Origin of the sequence: Nodosilinea sp. FACHB-141 (assembly GCF_014696135.1) — a bacterium.
In the GTDB taxonomy this organism is placed as follows: Bacteria; Cyanobacteriota; Cyanobacteriia; order Phormidesmidales; family Phormidesmidaceae; genus Nodosilinea.
The window spans coordinates 253,887-270,823 of the sequence record NZ_JACJPP010000004.1; the positions used below are offsets into that span (position 1 = coordinate 253,887).

Annotated in this window: 15 protein-coding genes and 1 tRNA gene; 14 read left to right on the forward strand and 2 right to left on the reverse strand. The window is 56.7% G+C overall.

Annotated elements, in window-relative coordinates; translation table 11 throughout:
- The 8 genes from H6F59_RS02445 (at position 1) to H6F59_RS02480 (ending at position 9,830) form a co-directional block, all read left to right on the forward strand.
- Positions 1-207 carry a hypothetical protein gene (locus H6F59_RS02445; protein ID WP_190694836.1) on the forward strand — a complete coding sequence of 69 codons (207 nt, stop codon included), beginning with the start codon at positions 1-3 and terminating at the stop codon, positions 205-207.
- 249 nt (positions 208-456) lie between these two features.
- Positions 457-2,925: an EAL domain-containing protein gene (locus H6F59_RS02450; RefSeq protein ID WP_190694838.1), complete on the forward strand. Its 2,469-nt coding sequence runs from the start codon at positions 457-459 to the stop codon at positions 2,923-2,925.
- A 329-nt stretch (positions 2,926-3,254) separates the two neighbouring features.
- A complete protein-coding gene (locus H6F59_RS02455) occupies positions 3,255-4,646 on the forward strand; it encodes an NAD-dependent succinate-semialdehyde dehydrogenase (protein ID WP_190694840.1) in 1,392 nt (463 codons plus the stop codon).
- 69 nt (positions 4,647-4,715) lie between these two features.
- Positions 4,716-6,353, forward strand: a complete 1,638-nt coding sequence (locus H6F59_RS02460; protein ID WP_190694842.1) for an acetolactate synthase large subunit — start codon at positions 4,716-4,718, stop codon at positions 6,351-6,353.
- A 110-nt stretch (positions 6,354-6,463) separates the two neighbouring features.
- Complete coding sequence (locus tag H6F59_RS02465; RefSeq protein ID WP_190694845.1) at positions 6,464-7,213, forward strand: hypothetical protein; 750 nt, start codon at positions 6,464-6,466, stop codon at positions 7,211-7,213.
- A gap of 117 nt (positions 7,214-7,330) precedes the next feature.
- Positions 7,331-8,143 (forward strand): carbon-nitrogen hydrolase family protein, encoded by an 813-nt coding sequence (locus H6F59_RS02470; RefSeq protein ID WP_190515543.1) that lies wholly within the window; start codon positions 7,331-7,333, stop codon positions 8,141-8,143.
- Between the two features lie 114 nt (positions 8,144-8,257).
- Entirely contained in the window at positions 8,258-9,685 is a 1,428-nt protein-coding gene (locus H6F59_RS02475; protein WP_190694847.1) for a cation:proton antiporter, read from the forward strand.
- A gap of 72 nt (positions 9,686-9,757) precedes the next feature.
- Positions 9,758-9,830 (forward strand) — tRNA-Thr (locus H6F59_RS02480).
- Positions 9,831-10,160: 330 nt separating this feature from the next.
- Here H6F59_RS02480 and H6F59_RS02485 read toward each other — a convergent pair.
- Positions 10,161-10,487: a hypothetical protein gene (locus tag H6F59_RS02485; protein WP_190694849.1), complete on the reverse strand. Its 327-nt coding sequence runs from the start codon at positions 10,485-10,487 to the stop codon at positions 10,161-10,163.
- Between the two features lie 132 nt (positions 10,488-10,619).
- On the opposite strand from H6F59_RS02485, the gene H6F59_RS02490 reads away from it, so the two are divergent.
- The 3 genes from H6F59_RS02490 to H6F59_RS02500 all read left to right on the forward strand — a co-directional run bounded on the left by H6F59_RS02490 (position 10,620) and on the right by H6F59_RS02500 (position 13,129).
- Positions 10,620-11,471 (forward strand): ABC transporter ATP-binding protein, encoded by an 852-nt coding sequence (locus tag H6F59_RS02490; RefSeq protein WP_190694851.1) that lies wholly within the window; start codon positions 10,620-10,622, stop codon positions 11,469-11,471.
- 459 nt (positions 11,472-11,930) lie between these two features.
- On the forward strand, positions 11,931-12,491 hold the full coding sequence (gene scpB / locus H6F59_RS02495) for an SMC-Scp complex subunit ScpB (protein WP_190694853.1): 561 nt from the start codon (positions 11,931-11,933) through the stop codon (positions 12,489-12,491).
- 269 nt (positions 12,492-12,760) lie between these two features.
- On the forward strand, positions 12,761-13,129 hold the full coding sequence (locus H6F59_RS02500) for a DUF760 domain-containing protein (RefSeq protein ID WP_190515551.1): 369 nt from the start codon (positions 12,761-12,763) through the stop codon (positions 13,127-13,129).
- 51 nt (positions 13,130-13,180) lie between these two features.
- Here H6F59_RS02500 and H6F59_RS02505 read toward each other — a convergent pair whose 3' ends face one another.
- Entirely contained in the window at positions 13,181-14,005 is an 825-nt protein-coding gene (locus H6F59_RS02505) for a sugar phosphate nucleotidyltransferase (protein WP_190694855.1), read from the reverse strand.
- 70 nt (positions 14,006-14,075) lie between these two features.
- Here H6F59_RS02505 and H6F59_RS02510 point away from each other — a divergent pair, with 70 nt between their 5' ends.
- The 3 genes from H6F59_RS02510 to bchL all read left to right on the forward strand — a co-directional run bounded on the left by H6F59_RS02510 (position 14,076) and on the right by bchL (position 16,795).
- Entirely contained in the window at positions 14,076-14,678 is a 603-nt protein-coding gene (locus H6F59_RS02510) for an alpha/beta hydrolase (RefSeq protein WP_190694857.1), read from the forward strand.
- A gap of 59 nt (positions 14,679-14,737) precedes the next feature.
- Entirely contained in the window at positions 14,738-15,247 is a 510-nt protein-coding gene (locus H6F59_RS02515; protein WP_190694859.1) for a DUF29 domain-containing protein, read from the forward strand.
- Between the two features lie 666 nt (positions 15,248-15,913).
- Entirely contained in the window at positions 15,914-16,795 is an 882-nt protein-coding gene (bchL, locus tag H6F59_RS02520; protein WP_190515558.1) for a ferredoxin:protochlorophyllide reductase (ATP-dependent) iron-sulfur ATP-binding protein, read from the forward strand.
- Positions 16,796-16,937 lie beyond the last annotated feature (142 nt).

Genomic DNA, 16,937 nt, shown 5'->3' on the forward strand with positions numbered 1-16,937 from the left:
ATGAAGGCAACACTGATTCGAGTCTTTATTTGGCCCAGTGGTACCGCGTTATTGGTGGGGTTGAGCGTGTTAAGTTTGCTACTTCTTCACTGGCCCGGCCTGGAGGCTGAGCAGCAGGCTAGCGGCAACCGAGATGAGTTTCCGGGCCAGCGGCGGGGGGGCGGCACCCACTGGGTTAACAACCAACACAATGACACTATGGCTTAAAGGCTGTGGCTTAGCAGGCTGACGCTGCCACGGGGACACAGGGGCCGATCCGGTTGGAGCGATTTCCGGATAGCGCCCTTATTCCCTGTATATCTCTGTATTCAGGGAATTACGAGTCAATGCCTGCCATTGCCACTCCTACCGTTGTCGGTTTAATCCATGGTGCATTTCCGGGTCTGGCCGTTTAGGCAGCAGCTCCAACAGTGGGCCTCCCGTTTTTCTAAACCTATTAATTTTGGCAGTCGAGCTGTGCTGGTTTCTAGCCTGCTCGCCCTCACACTGGTGTCTGCGGGCAAGCGGCTACAGCTGTTTGAAACCTTGGAGACCTCTAGTTTTGACTTGCTGACCCGGCTGTTGATTCAGCAGACCTCAGACCCGCGGCTGCTAATTGTAGAGGTGACCGAGGCTGATCTAGAGGCTTACGGTTGGCCCCTGACTGACCAGGTGGTGGCCGATATTATTGCCGAGGTGCAGCGCCATGAGCCAGCGGTGGTGGGGCTCGATCTGTACCGCAACACCCCTCAGGACATGCCAGGTCAGGCGGCCCTTGCTCAAGCCTTTGCCAATTCCTCAAAGGTGATTGGCATCTTCAACGTGGGCAAGCAGGGCACTAGCATTGAGGTGCCCGCTCCCGCTACCTGGCCCGCCGACCAGGTGGGATTTAACGACTTAGCCATTGACCCGGATGGGGTGCTGCGCCGCAACCTGCTGTACGTATCCACCCCCAACAATCCTGCCTACTCGTTTCCGCTGCGGGTGGTGCTGGCTTACCATTCTGACTTGGAGTTTCAAGTCGATCGAGACAACGATCTGCTGCGCATTGGGGAGGCTGAATTTCCGGCCCTGCTGGCTAGGGATGGCGGCTATGCCAATATTGATGACCGGGGCTATCAGGTGATGATGAAGTACCGCACTCCCTACGAGCCAGCCCCAACTTTAACCATTACCCAGGTGCTGGCCGGAGCGGTGCCCCCCGACTGGGTGCGGGGCAAGATTGTGCTGATCGGGTCCACTGCATCCAGCCTCAAGGATGAATTTTATACGCCCTTTAGCCATGAGCATTCGGCCCGGTTTGTGATGGCCGGGGTGGAGGTGCACGCTCAGAGCATTAGCCAGCTACTTGATGCGATCGCAGGCGAGCCCGCCCTCTACCGTTTTTTGCCCCAGTGGGGCGAATTTTTCTGGCTGCTGGGCTGGACCCTAGCAACTGGGGTAATGGGCTGGCAGGTGCGCCGACCGTCCCTGCTGCTGTTGCTCAGCGGCAGTATGGTTTTGGGCATTTGGAGCCTGAGCGGCCTAGCCCTGGCTAACATGCTATGGGTACCTACGGTAGAACCCGTAGCGGCCTTTTTGCTGGCCCTAGGGCTGGTGCTCACCCAAAAGGTGTTGTACCGCAGCAGCTACGACCAGCTCACCCTGCTACCGGGGCGAGATATGTTTGTGCTGCAAGTGCAGCGGGCTCTCTGCCAAAAACCCGCCAGTGCGGTGACGGTGGTGTTTTTAGACATCGATCGCTTTAAGCTGATCAACCAGTCCTTTGGGCACGTTGTGGGCGATCGCGTGCTGCAAACCCTGGGTCAGCGGCTGCGACAGTTTTTGCCCTCCTCGGCCCAGCTGTCGCGGGTGGGTGGTGATGAATTTGCCTTTTTGCTGCCGGTGCATGAGCAGCCCACCGTAGACCAGTGGCTCAATCGTTTGCAAACCGAGCTGTCAGAGCCCTTTTCGATCGCGCGGCGGCGGCTCTCGGTAACCAGCTCTATGGGGGTTGCCATGGCCCATGGCGAACATTCCCCCAGCCCCCAAGACCTGCTGCGTGACGCCCATACCGCCATGTACCGGGCCAAGGCCCTGAATGAATACCGCTACGAAGTGTTTGCCAGCACTATGCACGAAGAGGCGGTGCGTCGTTTAGAACTCGAAAGCCACCTGCTCAGCGCCTTTGAGAACAACGAGTTTTTGCTCCACTACCAACCGATTGTGTGTCTGCAGAGCGGTTGCATTACGGGCTTTGAGGCCCTGGTGCGGTGGTACCGCCCCGAGGAGGGCTTTGTGTCGCCGGGGCAGTTTATTCAAGTGACCGAGGAAACCGGGCTGATTGTGCACCTGGGCCAGTGGATCTTTCGGGCCGCCTGCGCCCAGCTCAAGGCTTGGCAGCAGCAGTTTCCCGACCATCCCTTGACCATGAGCATTAACCTATCGCGGCGGCAACTGCACCAGGTTGACCTGGTGGATCAGTTTGGAGCCTGTCTGCATGAGCTCAATCTGGCGGGCAAGCAGGTGCAGCTCGAAATTACCGAAAGCATGATCATGCGGGACGTAGATGGGGCGACGGAGCTCATGCATCGGCTAAAGCAGCTGGGGCTGAAGCTGGCGATCGACGACTTTGGCACCGGCTATTCGTCGCTTAGCTACCTGCATCGTTTCCCCACCGATACGCTCAAAATCGACCAGTCTTTTGTTGGCCGCATGGATCAAAGCGGCGACGATCGCGAAATCGTGCACACCATTATCGCCCTGGGCCAAAAGCTGAGTATGGATCTGGTAGCCGAAGGCATTGAAACCGAAACCCAGCTCAACCGACTGCGGGCCATGGGCTGCCGGCGTGGGCAGGGCTACCTGTTTTCTCAGCCCCTGGGTCGTGAGGCGGCTACGGCCCTGTTGACTAACCCCTGGCCCTGGATCACCGTTGGCACCTCTGACGAAGCCCAAAAGGCTTGAAAACAGGCGGTGTTTGGTCATCGTTACATAACACTATGTTTTGTGCAGAAGTAATAGGATGGTGGAGTAGGCTTTTGTGCTTCAGGGCACAGTTATAGAGAGCCTTAGTTTTAGAGGTTGGCGGTCAAGCTACGCTCGTTTTGAGAGCTAACACAGTCCACATGCCAACTAGTCTGGGTTGTCGAGATTTAGACCCAGCTGGGCTACCCGCGATTCTGACGAATTGCTGCGCTGATCGCGGTGGTAACGCCACGATCAGCGGTAGCCGTGGTGATAGAAACGACCGAGAGCCCTACCGCCGACCTCAGTGACCAACAGGAGGTCAAACCATGCCCATTGCCAGTATTAACCCCGCCACCGGAGCGGTGCTCAAGCGTTTTGAACCGTTGAGCGAGACCGACATTGAGCACAAGCTCGCCCTGGCCGCCCAGACCTTTGCTACCTACCGTCAAACATCCTTTGAGCAGCGCGCTGGGTGGCTGCGCCAGGCCGCCCAGGTGCTCGACGGCAACAAAGCCGCCTATGCCAAAATCATGGCCCTGGAGATGGGCAAGCCCCTAGCGGGGGCGATCGCCGAAGTCGAAAAAAGCGCCCTGGTCTGCCGCTACTACGCCGACCACGGAGCCGAGTTTTTAGCCGACGAGCCCGCCGCTACCGACGCCAGCCGCAGCTTTGTGCGCTACCAGCCCATTGGCCCGGTGCTAGCGGTGATGCCCTGGAACTTCCCGTTTTGGCAGGTGTTTCGCTTTGCTGCCCCAGCGCTGATGGCGGGCAACGTGGGGCTGCTCAAGCACGCCTCAAATGTGCCCCAGTGTGCCCTAGCGATCGAGGAAGTTTTTCAGAAGGCGGGGCTGCCCGAGGGGGCGTTTCAGACGCTGCTGATTGGGGGCGATCGCATTGCCAAACTCGTCACCGACGATCGCATTAAAGCCGCCACCCTCACGGGCAGCGAACCCGCCGGGGCCAGTCTGGCCGCCGCCTGCGGCCAGCAGATCAAAAAGACGGTGCTGGAGTTGGGTGGCAGCGACCCGTTTATTGTCACGCCCAGTGCGGATTTGGAGGCGGCGATCGCCACCGCCGCCACCGCCCGCATGCTCAACACCGGCCAGTCCTGCATTGCCGCTAAGCGGTTTATCGTCCATGAGGCGATCGCCGAGCGCTTTGAGCAGGGCATGACCGAAAAATTCGCGGCGCTTAAAGTGGGCAACCCCCTCGACGAAGGAGTGACCGTTGGCCCCCTGGCCACCCCCGACATAGCCGCCGAGCTAGAGCAGCAGGTCAACACCTGCCTGGCCCAGGGCGGCACCGCGCTGATCGGCGGCGATGTCGCGGCGCTGAAAGCCGAGCTGTCCGCCGATTTGCAGAACGGCAACTGGTTTCCACCCACCATTCTCGCTGCCCTGCCGCCTGGCACCCCCGCCGACCAGGAGGAGTTCTTTGGCCCGGTAGCCCTGGTGTTTCGCGTGGGTAGTTTGGATGAGGCGATCGCGCGGGCCAACGACATTCCCTTTGGCTTAGGGGCCAGCGCCTGGAGCCAGGACCCCGCTGAGCAAGAGCGACTGATGGCCGAGCTAGAGGCTGGGGCAGTCTTTATTAATGGACTGGTTAAATCTGATCCGCGTCTACCCTTTGGCGGCATTAAGCGATCGGGCTACGGGCGCGAGCTGGGCCGCCATGGCATTCACGAGTTCGTCAACATCAAAACCGTTTGGGTTAAGTAGCCACCCCACCACCCCATCACTCCCCCACCTTCCCCACCGTCACATTCCCTCTAACCCCCGACACGATCTATGAATACCGCCGAATTGCTTGTCCAGTGCCTTGAGAACGAAGGCGTCGAATACATTTTTGGCCTGCCAGGGGAGGAAAACCTCCAGCTGCTCCAGGCCCTAAAGCGATCCTCGATTCAGTTCATCACCACTCGTCACGAGCAGGGGGCGGCCTTTATGGCCGATGTCTACGGGCGGCTAACGGGCAAGGCGGGGGTGTGCCTTTCGACCCTGGGGCCGGGGGCGACCAACTTAATGACTGGGGTAGCCGACGCAACGTTGGACCGCGCCCCGCTGGTGGCGATTACGGGGCAGGTGGGCACCGATCGCATGCACATTGAGTCGCACCAGTACCTCGACCTGGTCGCCATGTTTGCCCCGGTCACCAAGTGGAATGCCCAGATCGTGCGGCCCAGCATTACCCCCGAAATTGTGCGCAAGGCCTTTAAGCTGGCCCAGGCCGAAAAGCCTGGCGCGGTGCATATCGATCTGCCCGAAAACATTGCCGAAATGGAGGTGGTTGGAGCCGCTCTGCGCAAAGACAGCCAGGAGAAAACCTACGCCTCATTGCAGAGCATTCAGCAGGCGGCGGTGGCGATTTCCCAAGCCACTAACCCCATGATTTTGGTAGGCAACGGTGCCATTCGCGCCAGCGCCAGCGAGGCTCTGACCGAGTTTGCCACTCTGCTCAATATTCCGGTGGCCAACACCTTTATGGGCAAGGGCGTAATTCCCTACACCCACCCGCTAGCGCTGTGGGCGATTGGGTTGCAGCAGCGCGACTACATCACCTGCGCCATGGAGCAGACCGATCTGATCATTGCCGTGGGCTATGACCTGATCGAGTATTCGCCCAAAAAGTGGAACCCCGACGGCAAGCTGCCCATTCTGCACATCAATCTCACCCACGCTGAGGTGGACAGTAGCTACATTCCTAAGGTTGAGGTAATTGGCGACATCTCAGACTCGCTAGAAGAAATTCTCAAGCGGGTGAAGCGCCAGGGTCGCCCTGAACCCCACAGTCTCAAAATTCGCGACGAAATTCGCGCTGACTACGAGCAGTATGCCGACGACTACGGCTTCCCAATCAAACCCCAAAAGCTAATCTACGACCTGCGCCAGGTGCTCGACGCCGAAGACATCGTGATTTCTGACGTGGGGGCCCACAAAATGTGGATGGCTCGCAACTACCACTGCCTGCGCCCCAACACCTGTCTGATTTCCAACGGCTTTGCGGCCATGGGCATTGCTTTGCCGGGAGCGCTGGCGGCCAAGCTGGTGCACCCCAACCGCAAAGTGGTGGCGGTAACCGGCGATGGCGGCTTCATGATGAACTGCCAGGAGCTAGAAACAGCCCTGCGGGTGGGCACCCCCTTTGTCACCATCATCTTTAACGACGGTGGCTACGGGCTAATTGAGTGGAAGCAGATGAACTATTACGGTGAGTCAACCTACATTCACTTCACCAACCCCGACTTTGTGAAACTGGCGGAGGCTATGGGCCTCAAGGGCTACCGAATTGAGTCGGCAGAGGACTTTATTCCGACGTTGAAGCAGGCATTGGAAGATGATGTGCCAGCGGTGATTGACTGCCCAGTGGACTACCGCGAAAACCTGCTATTTAGCCAAAAGGCGGGCGACCTGAACTGCTTGATCTAAAAGGGTTTTGGGGTTGAATGGCGGCCTTAAACCCAAAACCTCGCTAAAACCTCCCGGTTGGCGGCCCAGTAGCGCTGAAACACTAAGGGTCTACACAGGGCAAGGTTTCTATGCGGCTCAATCTGGCTAAGTCGCCTTTGGTTTGCAGTATTGGCGGGGTGGGCGCGATCGCCGCCGTCCTCATCGGCATGTCGTACCTGCCGGTGGCTAGCGGCCCTGCCCCCGAACCCGAGCTGACCCTCAATAGTCCCTCTGTTTCGCCCTGGCAGCTGGGCACTGACCTGGGTTGGCAGGCCGCGGTCGCGGCTCAGACGGCCCAAACCCAGGCCGACTGGCAGCGGGTAAGCGATTTGTGGAATCAGGCGATCGCTGCCCTGGAAACCGTGCCAGCCACCGACGCCAACTATGCCCAGGCCCAAGCAAAGGCAGAAGAGTATCGAGGAAATCGGGCGATCGCGGGCGATCGCCTTGCCAAAGCCAGCCCTGACGGTGGTACCGTTGCCAGTGATCTACAAAAGGCTCTGACTGCCGCCGAACCATCTTTTAGCTTTTCCTCCGGTCCGGCCAACCGCACGGTCGGCCAGTCTGCCGATGGCCTGGCCACGGTAGAACTTACCAGCGATCGCGCCACTCTGGTCTTAGCCCGCAGCGAGCAGGGCAGCGCCCTGACCATGGCTCAAGTGGTCTACGCCAACCAGTTTTTAAGCCTTGCCGCCCCCGAAACCGCTGCGCAGCCCTGGCTATTAGAGGGGCTGCGCGATGTGCAGCGCAATCAGCCTCCAACCTTACCCGCCGATACTCCAGTCACCCTCAGTGCCGCACCAGATGCTCTCACCATCACGGTTGTAGCCGAACCCTAACCCTCAGTAATTCTGCGGCTGTTTTGGGGCAACAGGATAAACGTTCCCCCAAGCGAATAAAATTGAAGTCTATGGAACTCAGCGGTTCCAGTTTCTTCAACTCCAGCCAGGTAATTTATGAGAGCGTATCGGGCCGCCGCCGTACAGATGACCAGTGTGCCAGACTTGGCCAAAAATTTGGCCCAGGCCGAAGAGCTAATTGACCTGGCAGTGCGTCAGGGGGCAGAACTGGTCAGCCTTCCCGAAAATTTTTCGTTTTTGGGCGACGAAGACGCAAAAATCGCCCAGGCCGACACCATCAGTCAGGCCAGCGAAGCGTTTCTCAAAACCATGGCCCAGCGCTACCAGGTGACGCTGATTGGCGGCGGATACCCCGTGCCCGCCAAAGAGGGCAAAGTCTTTAACACTGCCCTGCTAGTTTCCCCCGAGGGGCAAGAGCTGATGCGCTACGAAAAGGTGCACCTGTTCGACGTCAACCTGCCCGACGGCAACACCTACCGCGAGTCCAACACCGTTATTTCTGGGCACCTGCTGCCCGACGTCTTTCCATCCAAGCCCTTTGGTATTTTGGGCCTGTCGGTGTGCTACGACGTGCGCTTTCCAGAGCTGTATCGCCACCTATCGCAGCAAGGGGCCGAGGTGCTAGTAGTGCCTGCCGCCTTCACCGAGTTTACCGGCAAAGACCATTGGCAAATTTTGCTGCAAGCCCGCGCGATCGAGAACACCTGCTATGTGATCGCCCCAGCCCAAACCGGCTTCCATAACGCTCGCCGCCAGTCTCACGGGCACGCCATGATTATTGACCCCTGGGGCATGGTGCTGGCCGATGCTGGCGTTGATAAGGGGATTGCGATCGCCGAAATCAACCCCGATCGCATTTCCCAGGTGCGTCGCCAAATGCCTGCGTTGGCCCACCGGGTCTTTCCCTAAGACCTGTTTTCCCCAGCAAAACAGCCATTGGAACGATCCCGGTTAACTCTTCAGCAGAAGTAATTTCATGTACATTGGACGGGACGAGTTGTAGCGGTCTGCATGGCAAATTGGATGAGTGGCCTCATCGGCAGCGGCCTGATTAGCAATATTCCCACCGATTTTTTCCAGATAAAACCTGCGTTCAACCCCTGGCTGGCAGAGCTGTCAGAGGCGGAGGTAGAGCCCCTAGTGCTCGCCAGTGTATTGCTAAGTCTAGTTGTGGTCTACCTCGCGGCCAAGATTGGCGGTGAGCTGTGTGCCCGAGTTAACCTACCCGCAGTTCTAGGAGAGCTCATCGGGGGCGTTATCGTCGGCGTCTCGGCTCTGCACCTGATTGTGTTTCCCGCAAGCGGCGGTGAAGTGCAGTCGCTGCTCATGAACCTAGTCGGCATGACCACAGGCCAAGCCCCAGGCGAGCTGCTGCGGGTCTTTCAAGGCGAGAGTGAGGTGATCTCTGTTCTAGCTGAGCTAGGGGTGATCATTCTACTGTTTGAAATTGGTTTGGAGTCAGACCTCAAAGAACTCATTCGCGTTGGCCCTCAGGCGGCGGTAGTAGCCGTTGTTGGGGTAGTAGTCCCCTTTGCCGCTGGTACCGCTGGGCTAATTTTGATCTTTGGGATCGACACCATTCCAGCCGTGTTTGCCGGAGCGGCGCTCACCGCTACCAGCATTGGAATTACCGCTAAGGTATTGGCCGAAATGCAGCAACTCAGCTCCAGGGAAGGCCAAATCATCATTGGGGCGGCCGTACTCGACGACGTGCTGGGCATCATTGTGCTAGCCGTAGTGGCTAGCCTCGCCAAAACCGGCGAAATTGAAATTCTCAACGTGGCTTATCTAATTGCTGGAGCCGCCACGTTTTTGGTAGGGTCTATCTTCATTGGCCGCCTGCTCAGCCCCTACTTTGTCATGGTGGTGAATCAGATGCGCACCCGAGGGCAGGTCATCATCAGTGCCCTGATCTTTGCCTTTGTGCTGTCCTACATTGCTGCGGCCATTCAGCTGGAGGCAATTTTGGGTGCCTTTGCCGCTGGCCTGATCTTGGCTGAAACCTCTAAGCACAAAGAGATTGAGGAGCAAATCAGCCCCATTGCCGACATGCTGGTGCCGATTTTCTTTATTGTTGTCGGGGCCCGCACCGATATCAGTGTGCTCAATCCTCTCAACCCCGAAAACCGGGCTGGGTTAGTGATTGCCTCTTTTCTAGTGGTGGTCGCCATTCTTGGCAAGGTCATTACTGGGGTTGCCGTCTTCGGGCAGCCTGGCATTAACCGCTTAGCCATTGGGGTCGGCATGATTCCTCGGGGTGAGGTGGGGCTTGTGTTTGCTGGCGTAGGGGCTGCCAGCGGCGTGCTTACCGAGTCGCTGGATGCTGCCATTATTGTCATGGTCATTTTCACCACGTTCTTGGCCCCGCCCCTGCTGCGCGTTGTTTTCAAAGATGACGAAGGCCCAGTTTCCCCCGCTACCCCTGCCCCCGAATTGGAAACCGCTGATTAGGTAAGGGCTTAGCGAGAGGAATTTTTCGGTTATAAAGCTACCCGATAACGTTGCTATACTGAGTATGCTTTTGCTGGTGTAGCTCAGTTGGTAGAGCAGCTGATTTGTAATCAGCCGGTCGCAAGTTCGAATCTTGTCACCAGCTTATTCTTAAAAATCTCTGGGGGCTTTTTCTCTCAAGAAGATGTTGTAGTAGTAACTCTAATGGCCGGTTCCAGCGCTGGTTTTAGCAGACCGGCGCGTGGTGCTAGATCTTAAGCAGCGCGCCACACAGCTCAGCAGGGTTAAAAACTACCTAAAGCGAGGGCTAGAAATATAGAGTTATACCGAATCCTATTTGGTTCCACCCGGTTCGTAGGGGCATTGCAGTGCAATGCCCCTACGAGATACCTCTTGTGAACCGGGGTTGTTCAAGGCGGATTTCGTATTAGAGGCTCTCTTTGAGAGATTTCACTGGCTTCCAGCAGGCGACATCCTATGGATGCTCTTCTTCGTCGTACTCATCATCCGCTATCCAAGTGCCGACGGGGCGTAGGACGTCAGGAATTGTCGCATTATCCGTAAATTCCAGCACCGTCTCCCGATAGCCCAAATACCCTGACTCCGTGAAGGTCAACAGCATGCGCCCCAGGGCTGGCCACACGACATCGGCAAATTCCCAATCGTGGTTGAACCCTGCGCGGTCTGCGATCGATCGCAGCGCCCAAAAATAGCTGTTGCGCACCACCGAGCCTGACTTCTTATAGGCCGGCACGTCCTTCTGATGGAGGTAGAGAATGTCTTGATCAATTCGAGCGCGCACAGCTAACCAACGGTAGATGGGTGATACGGTAAGTCTATTAACAATAAGTTACAGACGGGCCTGGGTTAAAGACTCGTTGGTCAGATTCAGTCCCGATTCCAATGACTTAACTTCTGGAGCTTGCGCCTTGCTATGTCCGCTGCGGTTTGTCTGCAAAACGTCCACAAAGTCTACAACGGCGTATCTGTCGTTAACGACCTCTCCTTAAATATCGAAGCTGGAGAAGTCTTTGGTCTACTCGGCCCCAACGGCGCGGGCAAGTCAACTACCATTCGCATGGCCACCACCCTGACCCGTCCCAGCGACGGCCATGTCGTCGTTGCGGGTTATGATGTCAACCGCCAGCAGCTCGACGTGCGGCGCCAGATTGGCGTAGTGCTGCAACAAACCAGCGTCGATGGCGACCTCACCGTGTGGGAAAACATGGAGCTGCACGGACGCATGCACCACATTCCTGCTGCGCAGCGCCGTGCCGCCATCGACACCTGGCTGGAGTATGTAGAACTGGGCGATCGCCGCAACGACAAAGTTAAAACCCTCAGCGGCGGCATGAAGCGACGGCTGCAAATTGCCCGCGCCCTGCTCCACAACCCCAAAATTCTCTTCCTCGACGAACCTACCGTGGGCCTCGACCCCCAAACCCGCCGCCGCCTTTGGGAAATTATTCGCGGCCTCAACCAGCAGGGCATGACCATGCTGCTCACCACCCACTATATGGAAGAAGTTGAGTACCTGTGCGATCGCATCGGCATTCTCGACCAAGGCAAACTGATCGAGCTGGGCACCTTAGATGAGTTTCGCCACCGCCACGGCGAAGGCATCGTCATGACCCAGCGAGGCGATCGCTGGGACTACCAGTTCTTCCCCACCCTAGACGCCGCCAACACCCACCTCGACCAGCAGCCCGACAAAACCGGCATGATGACCCGCCCCTCCAACCTTGAAGACATTTTCGTAGAGCTAACGGGACGCAATTTGGATTAAGTTCAGAACGGTGCATTGCTGGCGCGAATGCACCCTACGAATTTCTAACTACTGACCGGTAGCAATCTCGATTGAAGCTTTTTGATGGTGCATTGCTAACTTACAAAGACCAGATCGACCAACCAGCCATTTTGCAAAACATAGGTTTAAACCGATGAGCAGCTAGTCCTTTCCGTGAGGTGAAGGACGACGGAACGTCCTTCTCGACGGGGGTCTGGGGCCAGCGAATTGGCCCCAGCGGCAGACCTGGCTTTGCCCCAAATTGTGCGCCGCACTAAATCTGGCGCTGTCAGCCCCGTTTTGCAGGGCAAACAGCGTTTGCCTCTACAGAATCATCTGCTCTTCAATAGTTCTTTGAAACCTAACTTCAGTATCAATCTCCTTCCCCAAATTCCTAAAATCAACCGTTTCCCAAAATCGGCGCTAGGCTTGAGGATGGTTTCAGGGTACTGACAATCTATGCCTGATCTAGCCACCACCATTGAAGCGATTTTGTACCTCAAAGGACAACCCCTCGACATTGCCAAGCTAGCCGAGCTAGCCCGCTGCGATCGCGAAGACGTCGAAGAAGGGCTGATCGAGCTGATGAACGACTACGCCCATCGCGACGGGGCCTTAGAAATCATTGAAACCGTCGATGGCTACTGCCTTCAGCTCAAAGAGCGCTATCGGTTTTTAGTGGATTTGCTAATTCCCATCGATTTGGGCGTGGGGGCGCTGCGAACACTGGCGGCGATCGCCCTCAAAGGCCCCATCAGCCAAACCGATCTTGTCGATCTTCGCGGTTCTGGCGTCTACCAGCACGTGCCAGAGCTCGTCGCGCAAGGCTTCGTGCGCAAGCGTCGTCAGGCCGAAGGGCGATCGTCCCTAGTGCAGGTCACCGACAAGTTTTACCAACATTTTGAAATTGACGCCCTGCCCCAGCTACGGCCTAAAGGCTCAACCGCCGCCGTGCCAGATGCAGACTCTGATGATGGCGATGAACTCGAGTTTGAGCCCGAGATCGAGGAAGCCTCGTAGCTCTACTGTCCTGCCTATGCCATCAAACTATTGTAAAGATAAAAATTCGCGGCATCTGCGCGCCAAAGCACCCTACAGCCTGGGTTTGAGTCAAACAGCTTAAGCCCACGCTACTAGAGCGACGCAATATTACACGATTCGTTACGCTATCATCGGGAATATTAGTAGGTATAGGCAGGCCAGGGGTTGCCTTTGTTGCATTGGATCCGATCGCCCCGATTTTGGTACTCGCCGTCGCCTACGTTGTGACCAAAGGTCTTTGAGATTCTATGGTATTTAACCCTGAAGACGCTGAATTCATTAGCATGTCGGCCAATAGCGACCACCCCAATGAGTTGCTTAAATATCTTCAGCACCAGTCCCCAGAGGTGCTGACCCGGGTGGCCCAGGCAGTCAGCGGTGAAATCAAGCAGATTATTGCCCACAACGTGCAGGGGTTGGTCGGTGTGCTGCCAGGAGACGGGTTTAACGTCCAAGTCACCACCGATCGCGAAAATCTAGCCGGCCTGCTCGCCTCCGCCATGATGACGGGCTACTTTCTCCGCCAGATGGAGCAGCGCATGGAGCTAGAGCACACCGTGTCGGGTTCCCTGTTTGGAGCTGACTTCGGCTCTGACGATCTCGACTTCGACGATTAGGCCGGCGATTCCTTCGGATAGCTTCGCTAACGTCTCTTCTTTTTGCCCTGGCTAACCCACCGGAAACGGATACTGCTGAATTGCTTTAGCCAGGTTTTCTGGGGTGCCAATATCTAGATAGCTGCCCTGGGCAAAGGGCTGGGCCTCTATCCGCAACCCTGATGCCAATGCCATCTGCATAACATCCCCAATGGGAACTTCAGTGTAGGGCGGCAGAATTGTGAGGTGTTGAGGGATTTGGCTGCCGATCAGAGCCTGCTGGCGATCGCGCACGAACCCGTGCAAAAAGTCTGAGAAGCTGGGCCGCCAGGCGGCGATCGCCCACATATAGGGCAAATGAGTCAAGCTAGACTTCTCGTAAATGCCCCGCACTACTCCGCTCTCGTCAAAATCGACCACCCCCACCTTCCCCGGCTGATCGGTGGGAAATAGGCCTAGCACCACATCCGCTGTGCCGCTGTGCAGCCGCTCCAGCAGCACCTGGTAGGCATTCTTCGGCTCAAATAAAATATCTGGAAAGCCGAGCACCACCGTCGCCCCGCGCAGAAAGGGGTAGGCCTGGTTGAGGCTAAAGGGCACCCCAAAAGGCACATGCACGGTCAGATAGCTCAGGTGCATCCCCAAATCTGCCCCGTCGCCCAAAAAGTTAGGGATATCCCACTTACCGGGTCGCAGAATGAAAAACGCCTGCTCTACCCCCGCCCGCCGCATTTTTTCCAGCAAATAGTGGCACACCACCTTGGGGCGAGGCCCTGCCTGATTCGTTAGCATGCGAAAACCGATCGGAAATAATTCTTTGCTCATCGGCAGGGGTGAGATGCGCGTGCCCTGCCCTGCGGCGGGGATTAGACCAATGGTTGGTAGCGACGTAGACATCGGCAGAGGGAACCTTGAAGGCGAGTCAATCGTCCTTAATTATCCTGGTAGTAGGCGTGGGCTAAGCACTATGCAACAATTCTGGCAGGCCGTTAATCAACTGTCTTCACTATCCCTAGCGCTAGGGCAGCGCTTTGGGCAAAGTGCCACTGCGCTGACTCTAGTGGCGACCTCTATGACCGGGCTGGCTATAACCGCACCTCAGGCCAGCGCGGCAGAAGATATTCAAATTACCTACGGGTCACTAGACGCGCCGCCCATTTCGGTCAGCGATTTAGAATCCTTCGCCACTACAGGGATTCCTAGCCGCGACCTACAGCTGCTGCTCAATGTGCTCCGCATTGAGGAAGACCAAGCTCGCCAAGCGCTGACCCAGAACGTGCTGGTAGAGGTAGATACCCTGCGAGAAATGTCGGATACCTTTGCCGGGCAGCTTTTCTGGCGGCTACTGGCCACGACCGTTACCTTTTCTGACAACGACACCCCTGGGTGGGAGCTGCTGCGCAACGCCGTTTTAGACACGGCTGACACTGGCCAGCTCACCCTGATCGACGTACTTCGCACCATTGAGGCGACGACATTACAGGTTGATGGTCGGCGAGTGATGGCGATCGCATCTCAAATCGATCTCGAAAGGGCAGGTAGCTTAGCCTCCATCCTCCTAGGCAAGTAGCGCCTTCTTCCGATTCAAAGAGCAGCCTAGAATGGTGGCAACGCTGCCCCCCTAGGTCTATGTCTACATTCAAAATCAACTCAACTCCTACAGGTCAGGCTGAGGCTGTCGACAATCTCTACGCCGCAGACTTCTACGCCTGGACTCAAGTCCAAGCAGAGCTGCTTCGCCATCAGGCTTGGAGCCAGCTCGACCTACCCAATTTAATTGAGGAAATCGAATCCTTGGGCAAGCAGCAGCGCCAGGAACTTCGCAACCGCCTCAGCATCCTGATTGGGCACCTATTGAAATGGCACTACCAGCCCCAGGGACGCAGTCGCAGTTGGCTGGCCACCTTACGCATTCAACGGCTCGATATTGCTGACTTGCTCGACGATAACCCCAGCCTCAAACCTTATCTAACTGAAGCTCTTGGCAAAGCCTATCTTAAGGGGATTGAACTTGCCTCGGGTGAAACCAACCTGCCAATCCGCACCTTTCCGTCTCAGTGCTCCTACAGCCTGACCGAAATACTGGACGCTAAGTTCTTCCCCGGTGAACCCAGCGAACTGATCGCTGAGGACAACTAGACCCAGCGCTACACAAATACAGCTTTACTATCACCGCTATCAAGTAGGCGATGCCCCAATCTGCGCAGCAACCGTTACATTCCGTTGCATGGATTAGAAAGTTTACGAATGTATAGAAAGATCGCTTTGGGTTTGGTGTCAGCGGCGGTTTGGGAAGCGCGGGGTTCAAAGACGGGCCTCTATTTAGAGGGCGATCGCATTCTTCGCCTCTCAAAGCCCGCTTTCAAAGGCGCAAGCCTCCAAATTTAGCCGTCTCTTACCGATCAGAGTTGCTTACAGACAGGCGTTGCAGAGTGCCCACTGCCCTAGAAGATTTAAGATTCGCTTATTTGCTATTGTTCTGAATTAAGTAAAGTTAGAACCTAAAACTTAGGCTAACGCTTTGGAAGCCTTCAACAACCCTTTTGAGCGGTGAGGCATTCTTCCATTAACCTCAGCAGGTTCCGTCTCAACTTTGCGGGGTCATCTATTCTCAGTCCCCCTTCCCAAGGCCTGGGCGGTATCGTCATAATCCAAACAGCCGAAACACCTTGGGCCGCGTAGGCAACTGCGTAGACCCTATTTGTTGAACAGCCGATCTAAGTCCAGTGGGTAGAACGTCTATCCAAAAAGATGGCCCCTGGACTTGGGTTTGGCCCTATCCGCCCTAGACGAGTATTTTCCCCTATGGATCACCAGACATTAAAGCTTTCTGTGTACGGGAAAGGGGGCATTGGTAAGTCCACCACCAGCTGCAACATCTCGGTGGCCCTGGCCAAGCGGGGCCGCAAAGTCTTGCAGATTGGCTGTGACCCCAAGCACGACAGCACCTTTACCCTGACCGGGTTTCTGATTCCCACCATCATCGACACCCTGCAAGAAAAGGACTTCCACTACGAAAACGTGTGGGCCGACGATGTGATCTATAAGGGCTACGGCGGCGTGCACTGCGTTGAGGCAGGCGGTCCTCCCGCTGGTGCAGGCTGTGGCGGCTACGTGGTAGGCGAAACCGTGAAGCTGTTGAAGGAACTCAACGCCTTCGACGAGTACGACGTGATTCTCTTCGATGTGCTGGGTGACGTGGTCTGCGGCGGCTTTGCGGCCCCGCTCAACTATTCTGACTACTGCCTGATCGTGACTGACAACGGTTTTGACGCGCTGTTTGCCGCCAACCGCATCGCCGCCTCGGTGCGTGAAAAAGCCCGCACTCACCCCCTGCGCCTGGCAGGGCTGATCGGCAACCGCACCTCAAAGCGCGACCTGATCGATAAGTACATCGAGCACGTGCCCATGCCGGTGCTGGAGATTTTGCCCCTGATCGAAGACATTCGCATCTCGCGGGTGAAGGGCAAGACGGTGTTTGAAATGGCCGAAACCGACCCTGCTCTAGATCCGGTCTGTCAGTACTACCTGAACATTGCCGACCAGATCTTGGCCCGTCCCGAAGGCGTAGTGCCCAAGGACGCCGCCGATCGCGAGCTGTTTAGCCTGCTGTCTGACTTCTATTTGAATCCACCTGAGGGCGCACCTCAGCAAGAGAAGGAGGAGATGGATCTGATGATGGTTTAGATGCTCTGCCCTCACCCCCCAACCCCTCTTCTAGAGAGCGAGGGGAGCCAAGCTAGTTATGTTCTCTCTCCTTAAGAGAGAGGGCTAGGGTGAGGGCCACACCTATGCTGCAAAAATCCCCCTCGATCAAGTTCTAATCCTG